We start from the raw sequence: 18,879 nt of genomic DNA on the forward strand, positions 1-18,879 counted from the left end.
CGGGCGGTTCGTCGGGACGCCGGCGCCTCCTGCCGGTACGCCCCATCGTTATTGGAATCGGTACCGGGCGATTATAGCGCCGGCCCCGCGCCGGCCGACCGGATCGTCTCCAAATGACGCTAAAATAAGCGTCTTTCCGGCTCAACGCTGCACACAACCGCATCCCAGGAGAATCCTATGTCAATGGCCGACCGCGACGGCAAGATCTGGATGGACGGCAAGCTGATCGACTGGCGCGACGCCAAGATCCACGTCCTGACCCACACGCTGCACTACGGCATGGGCGTCTTCGAGGGCGTGCGCGCGTACAAGGCGGCCGACGGCAGCACGGCGATCTTCCGCCTGCGCGAGCACACGAAACGTCTGCTGAATTCGGCGAAGATCTTCCAGATGGACGTGCCGTTCGACCGTGAAACGCTCGAAGCCGCGCAGCTCGAAGTCGTGCGCGAGAACAAGCTCGAGTCGGGCTACCTGCGCCCGATCATCTGGGTCGGCTCGGAAAAGCTCGGCGTGTCGGCGAAGGGCAACACGATCCACGTCGCGATCGCCGCGTGGCCGTGGGGTGCATACCTCGGCGAGGACGGCCTCGCGAAGGGTATCCGCGTGAAGACGTCGTCGTTCACGCGCCACCACGTGAACGTGTCGATGGTGCGCGCGAAGGCGTCGGGCTGGTACGTGAACTCGATCCTGGCGAACCAGGAAGCGACGGCCGACGGCTACGACGAAGCGCTGCTGCTCGACGTCGACGGCTACGTGTCGGAAGGCTCCGGCGAGAACTTCTTCCTGGTGAACAACGGCAAGCTGTACACGCCCGACCTGTCGTCGTGCCTCGACGGCATCACGCGCGACACGATCATCACGCTCGCGAAGGATGCCGGCATCGAGGTGATCGAGAAGCGCATCACGCGCGACGAGGTCTACACGGCCGACGAAGCGTTCTTCACCGGCACCGCCGCTGAAGTCACGCCGATCCGCGAGCTCGACAACCGTACGATCGGCAGCGGCGCGCGCGGCCCCGTCACGGAAAAGCTCCAGTCGGCGTTTTTCGATATCGTGACGGGCAAGAACGCGAAGTACGCGCACTGGCTGACGAAGGTCTGAGCGCGCCGCGCCCCCGACCGCCCCACAAAAGAGTGATAAGAGAAAGTCTCATGAGTGAAATCAAGGAAATGCCGCTGGTCGAGCTGACGGCCAAGGATCTTCCCGCGTACTGCCCGAACCCGGCCATGGCGCGCTGGAGCGCGCACCCGCGCGTCTTCATCGACGTCTCTCACGGCGAGGCACGCTGCCCGTACTGCGGCACGCGCTACAAGCTGCGCGACGGCGAGGTCGTCAAGGGCCACTGAGCCCGGGCGGCCGGGCCCGCGGGCCCGCCGACTCGCGAGGCGGCGCAGCCGGATGCCCGGCGCGCCGCCCTTCTCCATTCTGGCAACCCGAACGCGGCGCCCGCGCGCCGTGCTTCATTACGACATCGGAAGTCGACCTGATGCGTCGAGCGCTGGTTATCGCACCGAATTGGATCGGTGACGCATTGATGGCGCAGCCGCTTTTTGCGCTGCTGAAGAAACTCCATCCCCGCATCGCGATCGATGCCGTCGCGCCCTCGTGGGTCGCGCCCGTGCTCGAGCGGATGCCCGAGATCCACGATGTCTACGCGACCGATCTCGCGCACGGCAAGCTGCAGCTGCTGCGCCGCTGGCAGCTCGCGAGCGACCTGCGCGACGTCGGCTACGACGCGGCGTACGTGCTGCCGAATTCGCTGAAGTCCGCGGTGATCCCGTGGCTTGCGAACATCCCGCTGCGGATCGGCTACACGGGCGAGCACCGCTACGGGCTGCTGAACGTGCGGCACGCGAACCCGACCAAGTCGGGCGAGCGGCCGCCGATGACGACCCACTACGCGGCGCTCGCGTACGCGCCGGGCGCGAAGCTGCCCGAGTCGATGAAGACGCTGCCCGCGCCGCGCCTCGACGCCGACCTGAACGAAACGGCGCGCGTGTCCGCGCGTTTCAATCTCGATACACGCAAGCCGCTCGTCGTGTTCTGCCCGGGCGCCGAATACGGCCCGGCCAAGCGCTGGCCGCCCGAGCACTTCGCGTCGCTCGCGACGATCGTGCACCAGTCGTTCCCGTACACGCAGATCGTCGCGCTCGGCTCGCAGAAGGATGCCGCGGCCGCGCAGGCGATCGCCGACCACGCGCCGAACGTGCGCAACCTGTGCGGGCAGACGTCGCTGTCCGAGGCGTGCGCGCTGATCGCGCGCGCGAACGCGGTCGTCACCAACGATTCGGGGCTGATGCACGTCGCCGCCGCGCTGCGCCGGCCGCTCGTCGCGCTGTACGGATCGACCGATCCGCGCCACACCCCTCCGCTGTCGGACCTGGCGAAGGTACAATGGCTGCATCTCGAATGCAGTCCCTGCTTCGAACGCGAGTGCCCGCTCGGCCATCTGAAGTGCCTGCGCGAACTCGGTCCCGAGCAGGTATTCGGCGATTTGCGCGGCATGCTCGTCGGGCAGCGCTGACCCTGACCGGCAGCGTCGCACGACGCGCCGGGCAATCCGATTCACCGGTGTACGGCGGCCCCATCCGGGCCGCCGTGCTGAATACGGCGCGCGACGCGCGCGAGAGATAACCCCGATGCCACGTTTTGCCCGCCTCTTCGAAGCCGCTGCCGATACGCTGAACGCCTACTATCAGGCCGTCGCGGATGCCAATCTCGACGCGCTGCTGGCGTTGTGGATCGACGAGGATTTCGCCAGCTGCGTGTGGGCGGACGGCGAGCATCTGCACGGCCTCGACCAGATCCGCAGCGGGCTCGCCAACCGGCTCGCGACGCGCCCGGTGACGATCGAACCGCTCGACATCCGCGTGTACGACAGCCTCGGCACGGTCGTCTATACGATCGCCGAGGCGCATCAGCAGGCCGACCTGACGGCCGAACCCGACTTGGTTTTCGCGACGTACGTGATGATCCACGAACGTGGCGAGTGGCGCATCGCGCACATCCACGCGAGCCCGATTCCCGAACAAGCGGCCGGGCAGTTCGCCGCGAAGATCCGTCATGGGCAGGGCCCGCTGCACTGACGAAAAGACGAAGCAACGCATACGCGGGGCGATCATGAGTACGGCTTCTCCGCCCACCTCGTCGCTGACCGGGGCATCTGCCCCGGACGACGACACATTGCGCTATCGCGCACCACGCTGGCTACCGAACAGCCATGCGCAAACCATCGTGCCCGCGCTGTTCGCGCGGCGTCCGGCTGTCGCATACCGGCGAGAGCGATGGGAAACGCCCGATCACGACTTCATCGATCTCGACTGGGTCGCCCATCTCGACAGCGCGGCGCCGCCGCCCGATGCGCCGCTATTCGTGCTGTTCCACGGCCTCGAAGGCAGTTCCGGCTCGCACTACGCGCTCGCGATGATGGCCGCCGCGCGCGCGAAAGGCTGGCACGCCGTCGTGCCGAACTTCCGCAGTTGCAGCGGCGAGATCAACCGCCAGCCGCGTTTCTACCATCTCGCCGACAGCGCCGAGGTCGACTGGATCCTGCGCCGGCTCGCCGCGCAGCATCGCGGGCCGCTGGTCGCGGCCGGCGTGTCGCTCGGCGGCAACGTGCTGCTGCGCTGGCTCGGCGAGCATCGCAGCGATACGTCGATCCTGCGGGCGGCCGCCGCGATCTCGACGCCGCTCGACGTGCACGCAGGCGGCCGCGCACTGTCGCAGGGGTTCGCGATGGTCTACACGCGCAGCTTCCTGAAGACGCTCAAGCGCAAGGCGCTCACGAAGCTCGAACAGTATCCGGGGCTGTTCGACCGCGACGCGATGCTGCAGGCCGTGACGATGCGCGACTTCGACGAGATCGTGACCGCGCCGCTGCACGGTTTCGCGGACGCCGACGACTACTGGACGAAGGCGACGACGCGGCCGCTGCTGCCCGCAATCGACGTGCCGACGCTGATCCTCAACGCCCGCAACGACCCGTTCCTGCCCGAATCGGCGCTACCGGGCCCGGCCGACGTATCGCCGACCGTCGAGCTCGACCAGCCCGCGGCAGGTGGACACGCGGGATTCATGACCGGGCCGTTCCCCGGCCGCCTCGACTGGCTGTCGGCGCGGGTGTTCGGCTATTGCTCGAAATTCGTCGACCATGGATGACATCGTCAGGCAGGCGCTCGCCAAATGGCCGAACGTGCCGCATTGCACCGGCTGGTTGCTGCTCGACCGGCGCGGCGAATGGCGGCTGCGCGACGACGCGGCGCAGGCGGCCGGCGAGCTCGGCTCGCCGATCCGGCATGCGGCGCTGAACGCGTTCATCGGCCGCAACTACGAATGCGACGCGCTGGGCCAGTGGTTCTTCCAGAACGGGCCGCAGCGCGTGTACGTCGAGCTCGCCTATACGCCGTGGGTCGTCCGGCTCGCCGAGCGCGACGGGCAGCTCGCGCTCACCGACCAGACGGGCGCGCCGTTCGAACCGGACGAAGCCTGGCTCGACGACGGAGGCGGCGTGCTGTTCCGCGATGCGGGCACGCCGCCGCGCATCGCGGCACTGCACGACCACGACCTCGGGCTGTTCGCTGATCACGCGGATTTCGATGCCGCGCCGCCCGCGCTGCGCTGGCGCGACGGCCGCACGCTGCCGCTCGACACCATCGTCTGCGCGGACGTGCCCGCTCGGTTCGGCTACGTCGCGAGTCCCGCACGACAGGCACGCGACGCGGTCGACGGCGGCAACTGACCCGCAGCCGCCCTTCCCGCGTTCGCCGTGCACGGGCCGCTAGCCGCGGCCGTTCTTGTCGTCCTCGCGCTCTTCCTTGTAGCGCGCCTCGAATTCCAGCAGCCGCGCGCCGATGATCGACTGCTCGTAGAACGACACGTCCTTCGCGTCGCGTGCTTCCTTCAACTGGCGAATCGCCGCCGGCCATGCGCCGTCGAGCGCGAGTTTCTCCGCGAGCGCGCGGCGCCGCGCGAGCACGTCGCCCTTGCCGTCGCTCGCCTTCGCGAGATAGTCCCACCAGTCCGGCTGCTCGGGATCGGCCTTCGCCTGCGTGCGGGCGAGCGCCTGCGCGTCGGCGAAACGGCGCGCGGCGATCAGCGCCTGCAGGTGCGCGACGATCGCCGCGTGCGACGCCGGCCAGCGCCGCTGCGCGAGCGCCGCGAGCCGCACCGCGTCGTCGGTCCGGCCCGCGCGGCGCGCGCTGTCGGCGGCCAGCACGTCGAGGCTCGGCGAGCTGGTCGCGGGATCGTTGTCGCGCCGCTCGCGCGCATCGAATGCGCCGCGTGCCGCCGCGAGCGCCTTGTCTGCCGCGTCGTACTCGCCGAGCAGCGCGTTCGCGAGCGCGATGCCGTACCAGTTCGCCGCGACGTTCGGCGCCGTGCGGTCGTCGATCTCGAGCTGCATCCGGCGCGCTTCGGCCGCGATGTCGGTCGGCGCGCGGTTCTGCAGGACGCGCAGCCGCGCGCGCACGAACCCGTATTCGGCCGACTGGCGCGGCTGCCGGTACGGCGCGCGGCGCGCGCGATCCTCCATGTCGGCGATCCGCTCGCCAGTCAGCGGGTGCGTGCGTGCATAGGCCGGCACGCCCGCATCGCCCATCGACGCGCGGTCGAGCCGTTCGAAGAAGCCCGGCATCCCGTACGGGTCGTAGCCCGCGCCCGCCAGCAGCTGGAAGCCGACGCGATCGGCCTCGCGCTCGGCCGAACGCGAGAAGCGCAGCTGGTTGTCCACCGCATACGCCTGCCCACCCACGGCGATCGCGCTGCCGAGATCCCCGCTTCTCGCGAGTACGCCGGCCAGCACGCCGAGCAGCATCGTCGCGAGCGCCGTGTAGCCCGTCTTCTCGCTCGCGCCGATCATCCGTGCGATGTGCCGCTGCAGCACGTGCCCCATCTCGTGACCGACCACCGATGCGAGCTCCGACTCCGTCTGCGTCGTGACGACGAGCCCGCTGTTGATTCCGATGAAGCCGCCCGGCATCGAGAACGCGTTGATCCGCGGATCGCGCACCGGGAACAGGTCGAAGTCCGGCGTATAGCCGCCGATGAAGCGCGCGGCCGCCGCGGCGGCGAGCCGGGCGGCCATCGCATTCAGGTAGTCGCGTACGAGCCAGTCGTCGAGATAGTCGGGGTCGCGCCGCACTTCGCGCATCACGCGCTCGCCGAGCCGGCGCTCGGCCCGCGGCGTCAGTGAACCGCCGGAGCCGTCGCCGAGGTCGGGCAGCTCGAGCGCGCGAAGCGGCGCGCGCAGGCTCGCGGCCGGCGCCGACGCGCCGCCCGTGTCCGAAAACCGGCTCTCCGCGCCGCCGTAGGTGCCGAAAACGCCGGTCGCGATGCCGGACGGCACGGTGGAAATCGACCGGGCATCGCCGGTCGCCGTCTCGAGCGGCGGCGCGGACGCGCTCTGCGCATGGCCGCTCGGCGGTAGCGCGAGCGCCGCCGACAGCGACACGGCAAGCAACTGTTTGACACGCATGGCAGGATGAAAACGACGCCGTCCCGCGCGCCGGGCGCGCATCGCGGCGTTTGGTCTGAATATTCGGGTCATTGTACCGGCGCCGCGACGACTGTCTCGTGCCGCGCATGCGTCATCTGCGCCCCCGGCGACGCGAACGCCGCTGCTATGATAGGCGCCCGTTGAGACGGAGCATGACATGTCAGGACTCACCCATTTCGATGCCGCCGGCCATGCGCACATGGTCGACGTCGGCGGCAAGCAGGAAACCCAGCGCATCGCGATCGCGCGCGGCACGATCCGGATGCTGCCGGCCACGTTCGCGCTGATCCGCGACGGCAAGGCCAAGAAAGGCGACGTGCTCGGCGTCGCGCGCATCGCGGCCATCCAGGGCGCCAAACGCACGGCCGACCTCATTCCGCTGTGCCACCCGCTCGCGCTGACGCGCGTGGCCGTCGACTTCGAACTCGACGACACGCTGCCGGGCGTCCACTGCGTCGTGCAGGTCGAAACGTTCGGCCGCACCGGCGTCGAGATGGAAGCGCTGACCGCCGTGCAGGTCGGGCTGCTGACCGTCTACGACATGTGCAAGGCCGTCGATCGCGGGATGGTGATCACCGATGTGAGCGTGCGGGAAAAGCGCGGCGGCAAGTCGGGAGACTGGAAGGCGGAAGACGTCGCGGGTTGAACGGCCGGGACGCCGCCAGCCGGCAAATTCGGGATAAACCCGGTTATCTCATACAATTACTGAATTCCGCACGAGAGAGCGTGCGAACCAGCACAAAAAGAGCGAGCACTGGTGATGAATTCACAAGCGTTAAGAAGCGCATTGCTGGGCGGTCCGGTTCAGCATGAACGGCTTGTCAAACTGGATACGCCGCTCGGCCCCGACGTCCTGCTGCCGCATCGCGTCAAGGGACGATCGCGGCTCGGGCGACATTTCGATTTCACTGTCGATACCGTCTCGGTGACCGACAACCTCGAACTCAAGAAACTGATCGCGCAGCCGGTCACGCTGTGGATCCAGCAGGCCGACCAGTCGTACGCGCCGCACCACGGCTACGTGCATACCGCCCGCCGGCTCGGATCGGACAGCGGCGTCACGCACTATCAGATCGTCTTCGCGTCGTTCCTGCACTTCCTGAAGTTCCGCCGCGATCAGCGCATCTGGCAGGACCGGGCCGCGGACGACATCATCGCCGACGTGCTGAACCAGCATCCGCAGGCCAAGGGTCGCTTCACCTTCAAGCTCTACCAGCCGCTGCCGCCCCGCTCGTTCTGCATGCAATACGAAGACGACTGGAATTTCGTGCATCGCCTGATGGAATCGGAAGGCCTGTACGGCTTCTGGGAACAGGACAAGGACGGCAAGTCGCATCAGCTCGTCATCGTCGACCGCATCGACGCGTTGCCCGCGCTGTCGCCGCGCACCGTGCGCTTTCATCACGCCGGCACGGGCGACGAGGCCGACACGCTCGTCCAGTTCTCCGGTACGCGTACGCTGCGAAGCGTCGCGCGCACCACGCGCACGTTCGACTACAAGCAGCCGCCCACCGCGTCGAATCCGAAAGCGACCCATACGCCGACGATCGCGAACCAGGGAGACCTGCCGCAGCAACTCGAAGTCTACGAATACACGGGCGGCTACACCTACCCCGAGCAGTCTCGCGGCGACCATCTGTCGAAGATCTGGATGGAGGAGCAGGAGTCGCACGCGAAGCGCTTTCACGGCGTCGGCGGCGTGCGGCGCATGGATGCGGGACGCACGTTCGAGTTCGCGGATCACCCCGAACACGACAAGGACGATGCCGGCCAGCGCGAATTCGCCGTGATCGAGACCGCATGGATCATCGTCAACAATCTGCCCGTCGCCGACGGGCAGGCCGCGTTCCCGCACAGCCTGCAGGCCGAGATCGGCCGCATCGTGCAGGCCGGCGGCGACGACCCGTCGCGCGTTCGCCATCCTGACGGCAGCGAAGGTTTTTTCCGGATCAGCGTCGAAGCACAGCGCACGACGGTACCGTTCCGCAGCCCGCTCGACCACGCGAAACCGCCGATGCACCTGCAATCGGCGATCGTCGTCGCACCGCAAGGCGAGGAAGTCCACACCGACGAACTCAACCGGGTCAAGGTCCGCTTCCATTGGGACCGCCTCAACGACGGCGACGAGAAAGCGTCGTGCTGGCTGCGCGCCGTGTCGTCGGATTCGGGCAACGGCTATGGCGCCGTTCACCCGCACCGCGGCGGCGAGGAGGTGCTGGTCGATTTCGTCGGCGGCGACTGCGATCGCCCGATCATCGTCGGCAAGGTGTACAACGGCGCGACGAGCCCGCAGTGGCACACCAACGGGATCCTGTCCGGATACCGGTCCAGGGAATATGCGGGCGCCGGCTACAACCAGTTGGTACTCGACGACGCGACGTCGCAGAACCGCGTGCACCTGTACAGCAGCCAGACCAACGCACACCTGCACCTCGGCTACCTGATCGACCACACGGGCAACAACCGCGGCAACTATCTCGGCAGCGGCTTCGACCTGCGGTCCGACGCATACGGTGCCGTGCGCGCGAACCGCGGCCTGTACGTCACGACGTATCCGAAACAGCCGGCAAGCCAACCGCTCGACGTCGAAGAGACGCAACAGCAACTCGTTCGCGCGGAAGGCCTGATGGAGGCGATGTCGGATGTCAGCGCACAGCATCAGGGCGAGTCGCTCGACCCCGGCCACGCGGCGCTGAAGCAGTTCACCGACGCGACGCAAAACAGCGTGAGCGGCAGTGCATCGGGCGGCCGAACCGCCGGCGGCGGAACCGGCAGCGCCAATGCGTTCAAGGAGCCGGTGATGCTGTTCGGCAGCCCGGCCGGCATCGGCATCTCCACGCAGCAGTCCACGCAGCTCGTCGCGGACCAGCACATCAACCTCGTCAGCGGGCAAAGCACGCACGTCGCCGCCGGGAAGTCGCTGATCGCGAGCGTCCTCGACCGGATCAGCCTGTTCGCGCAGAACGCGGGCATGAAACTGTTCGCCGGCAAGGGCAAGGTCGAAGTCCAGGCGCACGCGGACAACATCGAGCTGACCGCGCAGAAGGCGCTGAAGCTGATGGCGGTCACCGAGTCGATCGAAGGCGCCGCGGCGAAGGAAATCCTGCTGACGTCCGGCGGCGCCTACATCCGCATCGCGGACGGCAACATCGAAGTGCACGCGCCCGGCAAGATCGACATCAAGGGTGCGCAGCACGCGTTCAGCAGTCCCACGCACCTGTCGCAAACCATGCCGACGCTGCCGAACTCGACCGGCAACTACGATCAGGCGTTCATCGCGCACTGGGCCGGCACCGACATTCCGGTCGCGAACACGCGGTACCAGATGTTCTCGAACGGCAAGCTGCTCTCGGAAGGCGTCACCAACGCGGCGGGAGAGACGGGGCTCACGCAGAGCCACGTGCCGCATGACGTCGTCGTCAAGTTTCTAGGGAAATCGAATGGCTGACGGACAACAGGACAAGAACGTACTGGGCGCCGGTTCGGGGATGCTGACGCCGACGGGGTACAAGGATCGGCCGAAGGTCGATATCAATATCTGCGACAAGCATGTAACGCCGGCTGCCGATTCCATCGTCGGCACCTGCCCGTTCTACTACCAGCCGCTGCACGGCGAGTACTGGCAAACGGTCGAGAAGGTCAGCAAGTCGAGTGCATGGGAGACCGTCAAGAAATTCGCCACCTCATGGGATCCGTGGAAAGACAAGGAAGTCGCCCGCCGCCTGCTGCATCGGCGAGAGAAGCTGATCGAAGTGCGCAGCAAGGATTCCGACTGGTCGCGCCACGGCAATTTCATGATGCGCCATATCGGGTGCGGGCATAAACCGCCCGACTACTATGTGAGTTACGGCTATTACTATTGCTCGGATTACGGCGCCAATCTCTATCCCACCCTCACGCCAAAAGGAAAGAAATGGCTTGAAAGCGCCCGGTGGTGGCTTCAGAGATACATCGAGATCGGGCTGCAGCAGAACATGCAGGGAGACCTGATCGCATTCCAGAGTGCGAAACCGGGCAACGGCGAGCTCTCGATGCAGGTGGAACAATACGAACTGGAAGTGGACCAGGGCGGGGAAACATTCAAGACCTTCGCCTTCGTCACGCACCCATTGGCTTATCTGGACGGCGGGCTGGCCGGCCTGCCGGTCGAGGATCTGGTGAAGATTGGCAAGCGGCCCAACATGCAGGAATGGGGTGATGGGCGCACGCTCAAGCAGGCATGGGACGCCGGGATCCCCGTCGCCAAACAGAAGGCACGCGATTGGAGCTCCGATGCGGTCGACAAGGCACGCGAATGGGGCAACGACGCGGTCGACAAGGCGCGCGAGTGGGGCTCCGACACATCCGAAGAAGTCAGCCGCGCGCTGGATCGTTTGCTGAAAAAGTAACATGCAAAAACACAAGCGCTGGAAATGGATCGCCGGGGGCCTCGTTGCCCTGGCCATTGCAACATACGGGTACGTGAATATGACGACGGGCTGGGAGACGATTTCGACAAGCTTCATGCGGGACGACACGCCGTACGGCGGCGGCAACTTCCGTATCAAGGGCAATGACGTCATGAGCGTCAAGCTCGCCAATCCCGAGGTGACGTTCAAGCCCACCGCCGAATCGAACGAACCGCAGCGGGCCGAGCCGACCGAAGCGTGGATGAACGACACCGGCGAATTGCTGAACCGCATGACGATCAGCTTCTTCCGGGGAACCGTCGACGGCGGGATGAAACGCCATTTCCAGCAGGTCGGCCAAAACGCCGCCTGGTGGTACTCGCCGGACTGGTCCGTTCAGTTCATCAGTACGTCGTGGATGAACTACAAAGCCCCCGAGGCGCAAGGCGGCGACGCGCCGCAAACCACGAAGCTGTGGAAGTCGACCAATGGCGGCCAGACATGGGCGCAGCTTCAATGGCCCGAAGGCCAGAACATCGGCCGGCTGCTCTTCATCGATCCGCAGCGCGGCTACGCGATCGGCTGGGGGCCGCGCGTATGGCGGACATCCGACAGCGGAAACACGTGGCAGGCGATTGACGTGCCGGCCGATGCGCATGTCGCCGGCAAGGCGCGCAAGAATTTCAATGCAATCAGTCTTGGCCCTGACGGCGTGCTGCGCATCGCGTACTCCGTCGCTCAGACGGCCGACGCACCGGCGCACAGCGTGATCGACCGGCTCGACTGGGAGCAGCACGCGTTCGTGACGGATACCGTGTTGCCGGGCCAGGTTGTCACCGCCCTCGACACCACGCCGGGGCCGACATCACGCTATTCGCTGTACGCGCTGTCGCGCCTCGACAAGCCGCAGAACGGCGAGGTTCGCGACAATGGCCGCCGCACGGGCGCCATTTCCACGTGGACGAGCGATCATCCCGATTCGGTGCAGCAACTACGCACCTTCGACGAGAAACTCAGGCTCGACAGCCTGAGCGTCGGTCGCGACGGCCTCCTGCTCGTCTATGCCACCGACCCGAACACGGGCAGTGACGGCCGCGGTGGCGGCGCACCGATCGACCTGACGTTCAGCAGCACCAACGCCGGCAAGTCGTGGGATCAAACGACCGACAAGACCGCTCAAGGCGGCTACTTCGACGCGCAGACCAACACGTTGTACTGGCTGCACGCATTCACGCTGAAGAAGCGGACCTTCTGACCACGCGCCGGAAGTCTCGGCGACCGGCCCTCGCTGCGGCAGCGCGATCGTGACGATCCCGGGCCGCAGCGAGATATCGTGCGCACGATGGCAACGCACGCAACGGCTGACAGCGCGTCCTGGATCGAAGGCTCCGTTCGTCGCGTCCGGCCGAACTGCTCAAGCTTCACGCGATTCCGCATCGGGTCTCGATTCCGGTTAGGTATCCGGCCAGACGCTTTCCGTCGTGAACGAATAAAAGAGCGAAAAAAAGCTTAGATGAAAAAAATGCTGACCCGCGCGACACTGGCGCTCTCCATCGTCTGCGCCGCACCGGCCGCCGCGTTCGCCGCCGGCACCTGCCCCGCCGCCGACACCGCCGCGCGCGCGGCAATCGACGCGCAACAGCGCGTCCAGCAGGTCCGCAATCCGCAAGGTGACGGCGGCGGCAACGTCGATATCTCGCCGCCGCTGCGCGACGCGCTTCGCGCATACAAGCAGGCGCTCGTCGGCGCGATCGACGCGCGGCTCGCGTGCAGCGACGAACACGTCGAACCGGCTGCGCTGAAACACACACTCGCGGCCGCGCTCGGCGTGCCGGCCCAATCCGTCCAGCCGAAAAACGGCGAATCGGCGTTCGGTCGCAATCCGGACGTCGACGTCGAACGCGGCGGCACGTCCCGCCCACTCCTGTTCGTGCGCGCCGGCTTCGACATCGCATGCGGCGACGACAACCTGCTCACCGCGTACGCATGGGAAAACGGCGGCTGGCGGCGCGTGCTGCGCTGGCAGGCCGACGACTACAAGGACATCGGCGGCGCCTACGGCGGCGGCTTCTGGTTCTCGGCGCTGCCCGGCGGCCAGGTCGCGGTCGTCCACGGCACGCCGTGGTGCTCGTCGCGCTGGAGCCGGTTCGGTGCGGACGTGATCGCACCGGCAAACGGCTCGGCCGCGCAACGTACGCTGTTCCATACCGAGCACGGCTACGTACTCGACGACAACGCGCTCCGCTTCAAGGTGCGCCCCGACGGCTTCGAGCTGCGCACGACGGTCGGCTCGCTCGACAGCGACGTGATGACGCGGCCCGGCATTTTCCGCTACCGCGTCGACGGCGATACCGTGCAACGCGTGCAGCCCGTGGCGCTCAACGGTCGCGATTTCGTCGACGAATGGTTGAAGGTGGACGATGCGCCGGCGCGCGAATGGAGCGATCCCGCCGACGCCGCGGCCGCGCTGAAAGCGCGGCAAGCGTTCAACACGGAAAGCAAGGCGCCCGACACCGGGTTCGCGTACGGCCCCGTGCGCGGCTGCGCGGACAACAAGGACCGCTTTCAGGTCGAACTGGATCTGACGGGCAAGAGCGGGGAAACCATCGCGCGGCGCTATGCGCTGATTCGCCAGGAGCGCAACGGGTTCACGATGCTCGGGCTGCACAATGCGGCCGAACCGGCCTGCCGCGGTGCAAACCTGATGCCGCAGCACTGAGCATCGAGCGCGCGCGCCGCGATGGCCGCGCGTATCGACTTTCGACGGCCGCGCGAAATGGCGCGGCCGGCCGGAAGCGAAACCGGACGGCAAGCCGCACGCAGCGCACGCCGTGCGCGCGTCACTGGCCGCGTTGCGGCTCGAACACGAACGGTTGAGTCAGCAGGAACGGGTTCGCGGTTGCGCCCGTCTGCACGCAGGTCGCGTGCGTCATCGCGTCGACGGCCGCGCGATCGGCCGCCGCATTGCGGCTGCTGGTCGTCACGGTGACGTTCTGCGCTTCACCGGACGTCGTCATCAGCGCGCGCACGAGCACGGTCGCCGGGCGCGTGAGCGGCTTCGCGGTGTCCGGATAGACGGCACGCGGAATGTGGCAGGTCAGCTTGCTTTCCTGCGACGACGTCAGCATCGCGCAGCCGGAAAACAGCATCGCGACGGCGGGCAGGATCAGGTAGGTCGAGCGAATAGCCATGGTCGAATATCGTTCTTCAGCACTGTTCTGGACGCACGCGCCGCACACCGGAAGATTTCACCCGGCCGCATCGCGCGCGTCGCACCGCGCCGCGGCCATCGGACCGGCGCCCCGTTACGGCCGCACGGCCGATCGATCTCGGCCGCGATCCTGCTTGGCGGGTTTCCCGGAAAACCGGGATGTTGCCCGGCTTCACGCCGGCCCCGTGCTCCACGCGGGCCGGCACGCGAGCACTTTCGCGCATTGTGCACGCGCGCCCCGGTCAGCGGCGGCGATTTGACAATGGTTGACGCGAATCACAGCGCATGCGGCCGGAATCCACGCAATCCGCGAGGTAATCGATACCGGGCCGGATTGGCCGGGTTCGCGCCGGCCGCATCGCGACGCGGCAAACGCCGGTATTTCCCGTCCCGGCGCTGCGCGCGTCAATCCGAATCGTCGTCGTCCGAATCGTCGGCCGCATCGGCCGGCACTTCCCCGTACTTCGCGACGACGGCCGCCTTGAACGCCTTCAGCGCCGGCTGCTGGTCGCACAGCTTGTACAGCGACGCAAGTTGTTGCGGCCAGTCCTTCAGCTCCTTCGCAAACACATGCAGGCGCGCGACGGTATCGAGCGCGTCGGCTTCGCGGCCGTCCAGCGCCTGCAGCGCCGCATAACGACGCAGCACCGTCTCGCCGGGCAGCAGCGCGATCGCGCGTTCATGCGCGGCGAGCTTGGCCGGCAAGTCTTCCGGCGAAATCGCGAGCAGCGTGGCCGCCCCGTAATCGCCCCACGCGCCGAACAGCAGCGACGGCGCGTCGCGGTACTGCGCGGCCGGATCGCTGCCGTAATACAGCACTTCCGCACGCTGGTAGTCGCGCAGCACCGGCACCGCCGCCAGCACGCCGCCGAACGACAGCACCGCGAACAGCCCGAATGCCGCGCGGCCCGGCAGGAAACGCAGCGGCTTCACGTCGAGCAGACCGATCACGAACATCGCCGGCAGCAGGAAGAACATGTACTGCTGCGGATACTCGACGAGCGCATGCATCAGCAGGATGCCGATCAGCGCGAAACCGAACACTCGCATGCTCGACTGCGGCGCGCGCAGCGCCCGCACGAACCACATCACGAGCGTGACGACGAGCACGCCGAGGCCGATCAGGCCGGACTTCGCGAGCAGGTCGATAAAGATGTCGTGCGAGTTGTTCGCGATCTCGACGCCGCCGAGCGTGCGCACGAGCGCAAACTGGTGCGACGGGAACTCGCCCCAGCCGACGCCGAGCAGCGGATGCTCGCGGAACATCGCGAGCCCGTACTTCCACAGCGCGAGGCGCGGCGCGATCTGCCCCGCGTCGCGCATCCGGTCGGCCGCCGATTCCGCGAGATTCAGGTGATAGTGCACGTTGGCCCAGCGCACCGCGACGTTCACCGCGATGAACGCAACCGCGAGCACGACCGGAATCAGCCACGCGCGCGTATTGCCCGGCGCGCGGCGCGATTCGAGCCACGCCATCCAGAAGCCCGCGACGACCATCACCGCGACCTGCAGCCACGGCCCGCGCGACACCGTCAGCGCGAGACCGACCGACAGCACGAGCGACAGCGCGAGCCACGCCCACACCGCGAGCCGGCGCGTCTGCACGAGATACAGCGCGCCCGCGAGCGCGAACGCGATGTAGGTGGCCAGATGGTTCGCCTGCGCCATGTTGCCGTACGGACGTCGATCGACCGCGACGTTGTACATCACGACGAACGGCGACACAGCCCACTCGAGGTGGAACATCTGCACGATCTGGGTGCCGACCGCGAACACGCCACCGACGAGCAGCGCACCGGCCATCATCCGCGAAACGGCTTCGGCCAACCCGTCGCGAGCGAGCGCGTAGCCGGCCTGCATCGCGACCAGCGCGGCGGCGAGATAGCCGAGCGCCAGCCAGTTCATCGACGGCACCTTGAGCGGGATCAGCGCGACCTGCGCGATGAGCACCACGGCGAACCCGAGCGGCACGACGAACGCGGCCGGCGCGGCAAACGGCTCGGCCGGGCGGCCCGTGCGCACGAGCAGCACGACCGACAGCCCCACCAGCAGATACAGCACCAGCGCGGAAAACTCGGAATAGAAGGTCGGGATCGGATACGTGTGATTCGTGATCGCATACGGCACGATCAAGGCGACAGCCAGCGCAACGAGCGACAACGAACGGGAAAAAGTAGAAGGCATGAGCGAACCGGATGTCAGCAACCGGCGCACTATACAAAACTTTCCCCTCTCTGTGCGGGGCGGTCGCGCCGCGACCGGTTGCGGCGCGACCGCCCCGGCCGGCCGAAGCGGCGGCCGGCATGCCGCGCGCGCCGCCGCACGGCGCCCCCGCCGGCGCTACGCGCGGCATTCGGCCGGTGCGTATTTCGCAGGCAGCGTCGCGGCGTCGCCCGGCAACGGCCCGGCCCCCGGCGCCGGCAGTGACGACGCATCCTTGCCCGCGGCGAAGCACTCCCACGCGATCGTGCCGGCTTGCAGCGCGCCCTTTTTGAGCGGCACGCGCGCGGTGGGCGTGTCGGCCTTGTCGGGCGCGGACGGCACGAGCACCAGCGTATTCGTGCCGGTTGCGGCAACGCGGGTGGTGAACGCGACCGTGATCTGGCCGGTTTCGCCGTCGATCGCAACGGATTCGACGTTGCGGGTCGCGGCCGGCGGACTGTAGCCGCCGTCGAGGCTCGCGCCGCTCGCCGCGTTGTCGGCGACCGCGAGCCGCGCGGACGACGCGAGCGCGAGCCCCTCGCCGACGCGCGAGCGCGCAAGGTAATCCTGGTACGCGGGAATCGCATAGGCCGCGATCACGCCGACGATCGCCAGCACGATCATCAACTCGATCAGCGTGAAGCCGGCCGGCCGCCAGCGTGGCGACGGCCGGTTCGCGCGCCGCAGATCGGCGGCCACGCGACAGAACAGGGAAACGGAAAAGGCTTCGAACATGGCAGGCTCCGGAAACGAAAAACGCCTGCCGGTAAAGGCAGGCGTCTCGATCGTAGCCAGCGGGCCGCGAACCCGACAGTCGGCCGGACGGCCAGTGTCAGTGCGCGTGCGGTGCGCCGCGGCGCCGCCTGAGCGCGTAGCCGGCCGCCACGACGAACAGTGCGCCGGCCATGCTCGCGCCGTAGATCGCGGGTGCCGTATCGAGCACCGGCCAGCGGTCGCCGACCGGGTCGTTCACGATCAGCCCGCCCGCGATCCAGCCGAGCAGCGCGGCGCCGAGCGTCACGACGATGGGGAAGCGGTCGAGCAGTTTCAGCACCAGCGTGCTGCCCCACACGATGATCGGCACGCTGACGACGAGCCCGAAGATCACGAGCGCCATCCGATGCGACGGATCAGCCTGCTCGGCCGCGCCTGCGATGGCGATCACGTTGTCGAGGCTCATCACCGCATCGGCGATCACGATCGTCTTCACGGCGTCCCACAGCCGGTCGGCCGGCTTGATGTGATCGTGCGCGTCGGCGGCCGGCGCCATCAGCTTGACGCCGATCCACAGCAGCAGCAGCCCGCCGCCGATCTTCAGGAACGGTACGTCGAGCAGCGCGACCGCGAAGGTGATCAGCGCGACGCGCAGCAGGATCGCCCCGGCGGTGCCCCAGACGACGCCGCGCAGCCGCTGGCTCGCCGGCAGGTTGCGGCAGGCGAGCGCGATCACGACCGCGTTGTCGCCGCCGAGCAGGATATCGATGATGACGATCTGGAGAACGGCGCCCCAGTGCAGCGACGCGAGGAATTCGAGCATGGGGAAGATGTGCAGGGCTTGGCCGCCCGGCGGGCGGCCCGGTTCATCGCCGGCACATGCGTGACGCATGCCCGGTGCTTACGAATTCATTGCGCGAGCATAACAAAAAACGCCGGCAAAGCCGGCGTTTTCTGCAGGACGAACCCACGTGGAAATATTACAGCGCCTTCTTCAGCAGACGGCCCATTTCCGACGGGTTGCGCGTGACGGTGATGCCGCACGCTTCCATGATTTCCAGCTTCGCTTCGGCCGTATCCGCACCGCCCGAGATCAGCGCGCCGGCGTGGCCCATGCGCTTGCCCGGGGGCGCCGTGACACCCGCGATGAAGCCGACGACCGGCTTCTTCATGTTGTCCTTGATCCACTGAGCGGCGTTGGCTTCGTCCGGACCACCGATTTCGCCGATCATCACGACCGCATCCGTATCCGGATCGTCGTTGAACATCTTCATCACGTCGATGTGCTTCAGACCGTTGATCGGGTCGCCGCCGATACCGACTGCCGACGACTGGCCGAGGCCGAGTGCCGTCAGCTGCGCAACGGCTTCATACGTCAGCGTGCCCGAACGCGACACGACGCCGATGCGTCCCTTGCGGTGGATGTGACCCGGCATGATGCCGATCTTCAGTTCGTCCGGCGTGATCGTGCCCGGGCAGTTCGGCCCGAGCAGCAGCGTCTTGCGGCCTTCGCGACGCATGCGGTCCTTCACTTCGATCATGTCGCGGACGGGAATGCCTTCCGTGATGCAGATCGCGAGATCCAGATCGGCTTCGACCGCTTCCCAGATCGCAGCAGCTGCGCCTGCCGGCGGAACGTAGATGACCGACACGGTCGCGCCGGTTTCTGCCTTCGCTTCCTTGACGCTTGCGTAGATCGGAATGCCTTCGAAATCTTCGCCGGCCTTCTTCGGGTTCACGCCCGCGACGAATGCTTCGCGGCCGTTTGCGTATTCACGGCAGGCGCGCGTATGGAACTGACCGGTTTTGCCGGTAATGCCCTGCGTGATGACCTTCGTGTCCTTGTTGATCAGAATCGACATGTATTTTGA

At 67.3% G+C, this 18,879-nt stretch carries 17 protein-coding genes; 11 read left to right on the forward strand and 6 right to left on the reverse strand.

What is annotated here, in order from left to right; all coding sequences use genetic code 11:
* The first annotated feature begins 177 nt into the window (after nucleotides 1-177).
* The 6 genes from ACN22W_RS14685 (at nucleotide 178) to ACN22W_RS14710 (ending at nucleotide 4,738) form a co-directional block, all read left to right on the forward strand.
* On the forward strand, nucleotides 178-1,101 hold the full coding sequence (locus ACN22W_RS14685; protein WP_048242651.1) for a branched-chain amino acid transaminase: 924 nt from the start codon (nucleotides 178-180) through the stop codon (nucleotides 1,099-1,101).
* Between the two features lie 50 nt (nucleotides 1,102-1,151).
* Nucleotides 1,152-1,346 carry a zinc-finger domain-containing protein gene (locus ACN22W_RS14690; protein WP_006749970.1) on the forward strand — a complete coding sequence of 65 codons (195 nt, stop codon included), beginning with the start codon at nucleotides 1,152-1,154 and terminating at the stop codon, nucleotides 1,344-1,346.
* A gap of 140 nt (nucleotides 1,347-1,486) precedes the next feature.
* Nucleotides 1,487-2,524: a lipopolysaccharide heptosyltransferase II gene (gene waaF / locus ACN22W_RS14695; protein ID WP_027785312.1), complete on the forward strand. Its 1,038-nt coding sequence runs from the start codon at nucleotides 1,487-1,489 to the stop codon at nucleotides 2,522-2,524.
* A gap of 115 nt (nucleotides 2,525-2,639) precedes the next feature.
* Nucleotides 2,640-3,086 (forward strand): nuclear transport factor 2 family protein, encoded by a 447-nt coding sequence (locus ACN22W_RS14700; protein ID WP_419685238.1) that lies wholly within the window; start codon nucleotides 2,640-2,642, stop codon nucleotides 3,084-3,086.
* Between the two features lie 34 nt (nucleotides 3,087-3,120).
* Complete coding sequence (locus ACN22W_RS14705) at nucleotides 3,121-4,158, forward strand: hydrolase (protein ID WP_419685240.1); 1,038 nt, start codon at nucleotides 3,121-3,123, stop codon at nucleotides 4,156-4,158.
* Entirely contained in the window at nucleotides 4,151-4,738 is a 588-nt protein-coding gene (locus tag ACN22W_RS14710; protein WP_419685242.1) for a DUF2946 family protein, read from the forward strand. Before ACN22W_RS14705 ends, ACN22W_RS14710 begins: the two co-directional genes overlap by 8 nt.
* Nucleotides 4,739-4,777: 39 nt before the next feature.
* On the opposite strand, the gene ACN22W_RS14715 is transcribed toward ACN22W_RS14710, so the two are convergent.
* Nucleotides 4,778-6,472, reverse strand: coding sequence for a M48 family metalloprotease (locus tag ACN22W_RS14715; protein ID WP_419685244.1), 1,695 nt, complete (start codon nucleotides 6,470-6,472; stop codon nucleotides 4,778-4,780).
* A 178-nt stretch (nucleotides 6,473-6,650) separates the two neighbouring features.
* On the opposite strand from ACN22W_RS14715, the gene moaC reads away from it, so the two are divergent.
* From moaC to ACN22W_RS14740, 5 genes are all read left to right on the forward strand, one after another.
* Nucleotides 6,651-7,139 (forward strand): cyclic pyranopterin monophosphate synthase MoaC, encoded by a 489-nt coding sequence (gene moaC, locus ACN22W_RS14720; protein WP_048242655.1) that lies wholly within the window; start codon nucleotides 6,651-6,653, stop codon nucleotides 7,137-7,139.
* Between the two features lie 114 nt (nucleotides 7,140-7,253).
* Complete coding sequence (locus ACN22W_RS14725) at nucleotides 7,254-9,941, forward strand: type VI secretion system Vgr family protein (protein ID WP_419685246.1); 2,688 nt, start codon at nucleotides 7,254-7,256, stop codon at nucleotides 9,939-9,941.
* Nucleotides 9,934-10,881 (forward strand): hypothetical protein, encoded by a 948-nt coding sequence (locus tag ACN22W_RS14730; RefSeq protein ID WP_419685248.1) that lies wholly within the window; start codon nucleotides 9,934-9,936, stop codon nucleotides 10,879-10,881. Before ACN22W_RS14725 ends, ACN22W_RS14730 begins: the two co-directional genes overlap by 8 nt.
* Before the next feature lie 79 nt (nucleotides 10,882-10,960).
* Entirely contained in the window at nucleotides 10,961-12,136 is a 1,176-nt protein-coding gene (locus ACN22W_RS14735; protein WP_419687430.1) for a WD40/YVTN/BNR-like repeat-containing protein, read from the forward strand.
* A gap of 258 nt (nucleotides 12,137-12,394) precedes the next feature.
* Nucleotides 12,395-13,600 carry a hypothetical protein gene (locus tag ACN22W_RS14740; RefSeq protein WP_419685250.1) on the forward strand — a complete coding sequence of 402 codons (1,206 nt, stop codon included), beginning with the start codon at nucleotides 12,395-12,397 and terminating at the stop codon, nucleotides 13,598-13,600.
* A gap of 121 nt (nucleotides 13,601-13,721) precedes the next feature.
* On the opposite strand, the gene ACN22W_RS14745 is transcribed toward ACN22W_RS14740, so the two are convergent.
* From ACN22W_RS14745 to sucD, 5 genes are all read right to left on the reverse strand, one after another.
* Nucleotides 13,722-14,072: a TonB family protein gene (locus ACN22W_RS14745; RefSeq protein WP_089461591.1), complete on the reverse strand. Its 351-nt coding sequence runs from the start codon at nucleotides 14,070-14,072 to the stop codon at nucleotides 13,722-13,724.
* A gap of 425 nt (nucleotides 14,073-14,497) precedes the next feature.
* The gene (locus ACN22W_RS14750) at nucleotides 14,498-16,276 is read right to left on the reverse strand and encodes a PglL family O-oligosaccharyltransferase (protein WP_419685252.1); all 1,779 of its coding nucleotides are present in this window, start codon (nucleotides 16,274-16,276) and stop codon (nucleotides 14,498-14,500) included.
* Between the two features lie 156 nt (nucleotides 16,277-16,432).
* On the reverse strand, nucleotides 16,433-17,029 hold the full coding sequence (locus tag ACN22W_RS14755; protein ID WP_419685254.1) for a pilin: 597 nt from the start codon (nucleotides 17,027-17,029) through the stop codon (nucleotides 16,433-16,435).
* A 97-nt stretch (nucleotides 17,030-17,126) separates the two neighbouring features.
* Complete coding sequence (locus tag ACN22W_RS14760) at nucleotides 17,127-17,831, reverse strand: TerC family protein (RefSeq protein ID WP_412023095.1); 705 nt, start codon at nucleotides 17,829-17,831, stop codon at nucleotides 17,127-17,129.
* Nucleotides 17,832-17,988: 157 nt separating this feature from the next.
* Nucleotides 17,989-18,870 carry a succinate--CoA ligase subunit alpha gene (sucD, locus tag ACN22W_RS14765; RefSeq protein WP_010090788.1) on the reverse strand — a complete coding sequence of 294 codons (882 nt, stop codon included), beginning with the start codon at nucleotides 18,868-18,870 and terminating at the stop codon, nucleotides 17,989-17,991.
* Nucleotides 18,871-18,879 lie beyond the last annotated feature (9 nt).

It is taken from the genome of Burkholderia theae (genome assembly GCF_048565265.1).
Taxonomy (GTDB): domain Bacteria; phylum Pseudomonadota; class Gammaproteobacteria; order Burkholderiales; family Burkholderiaceae; genus Burkholderia; species Burkholderia theae.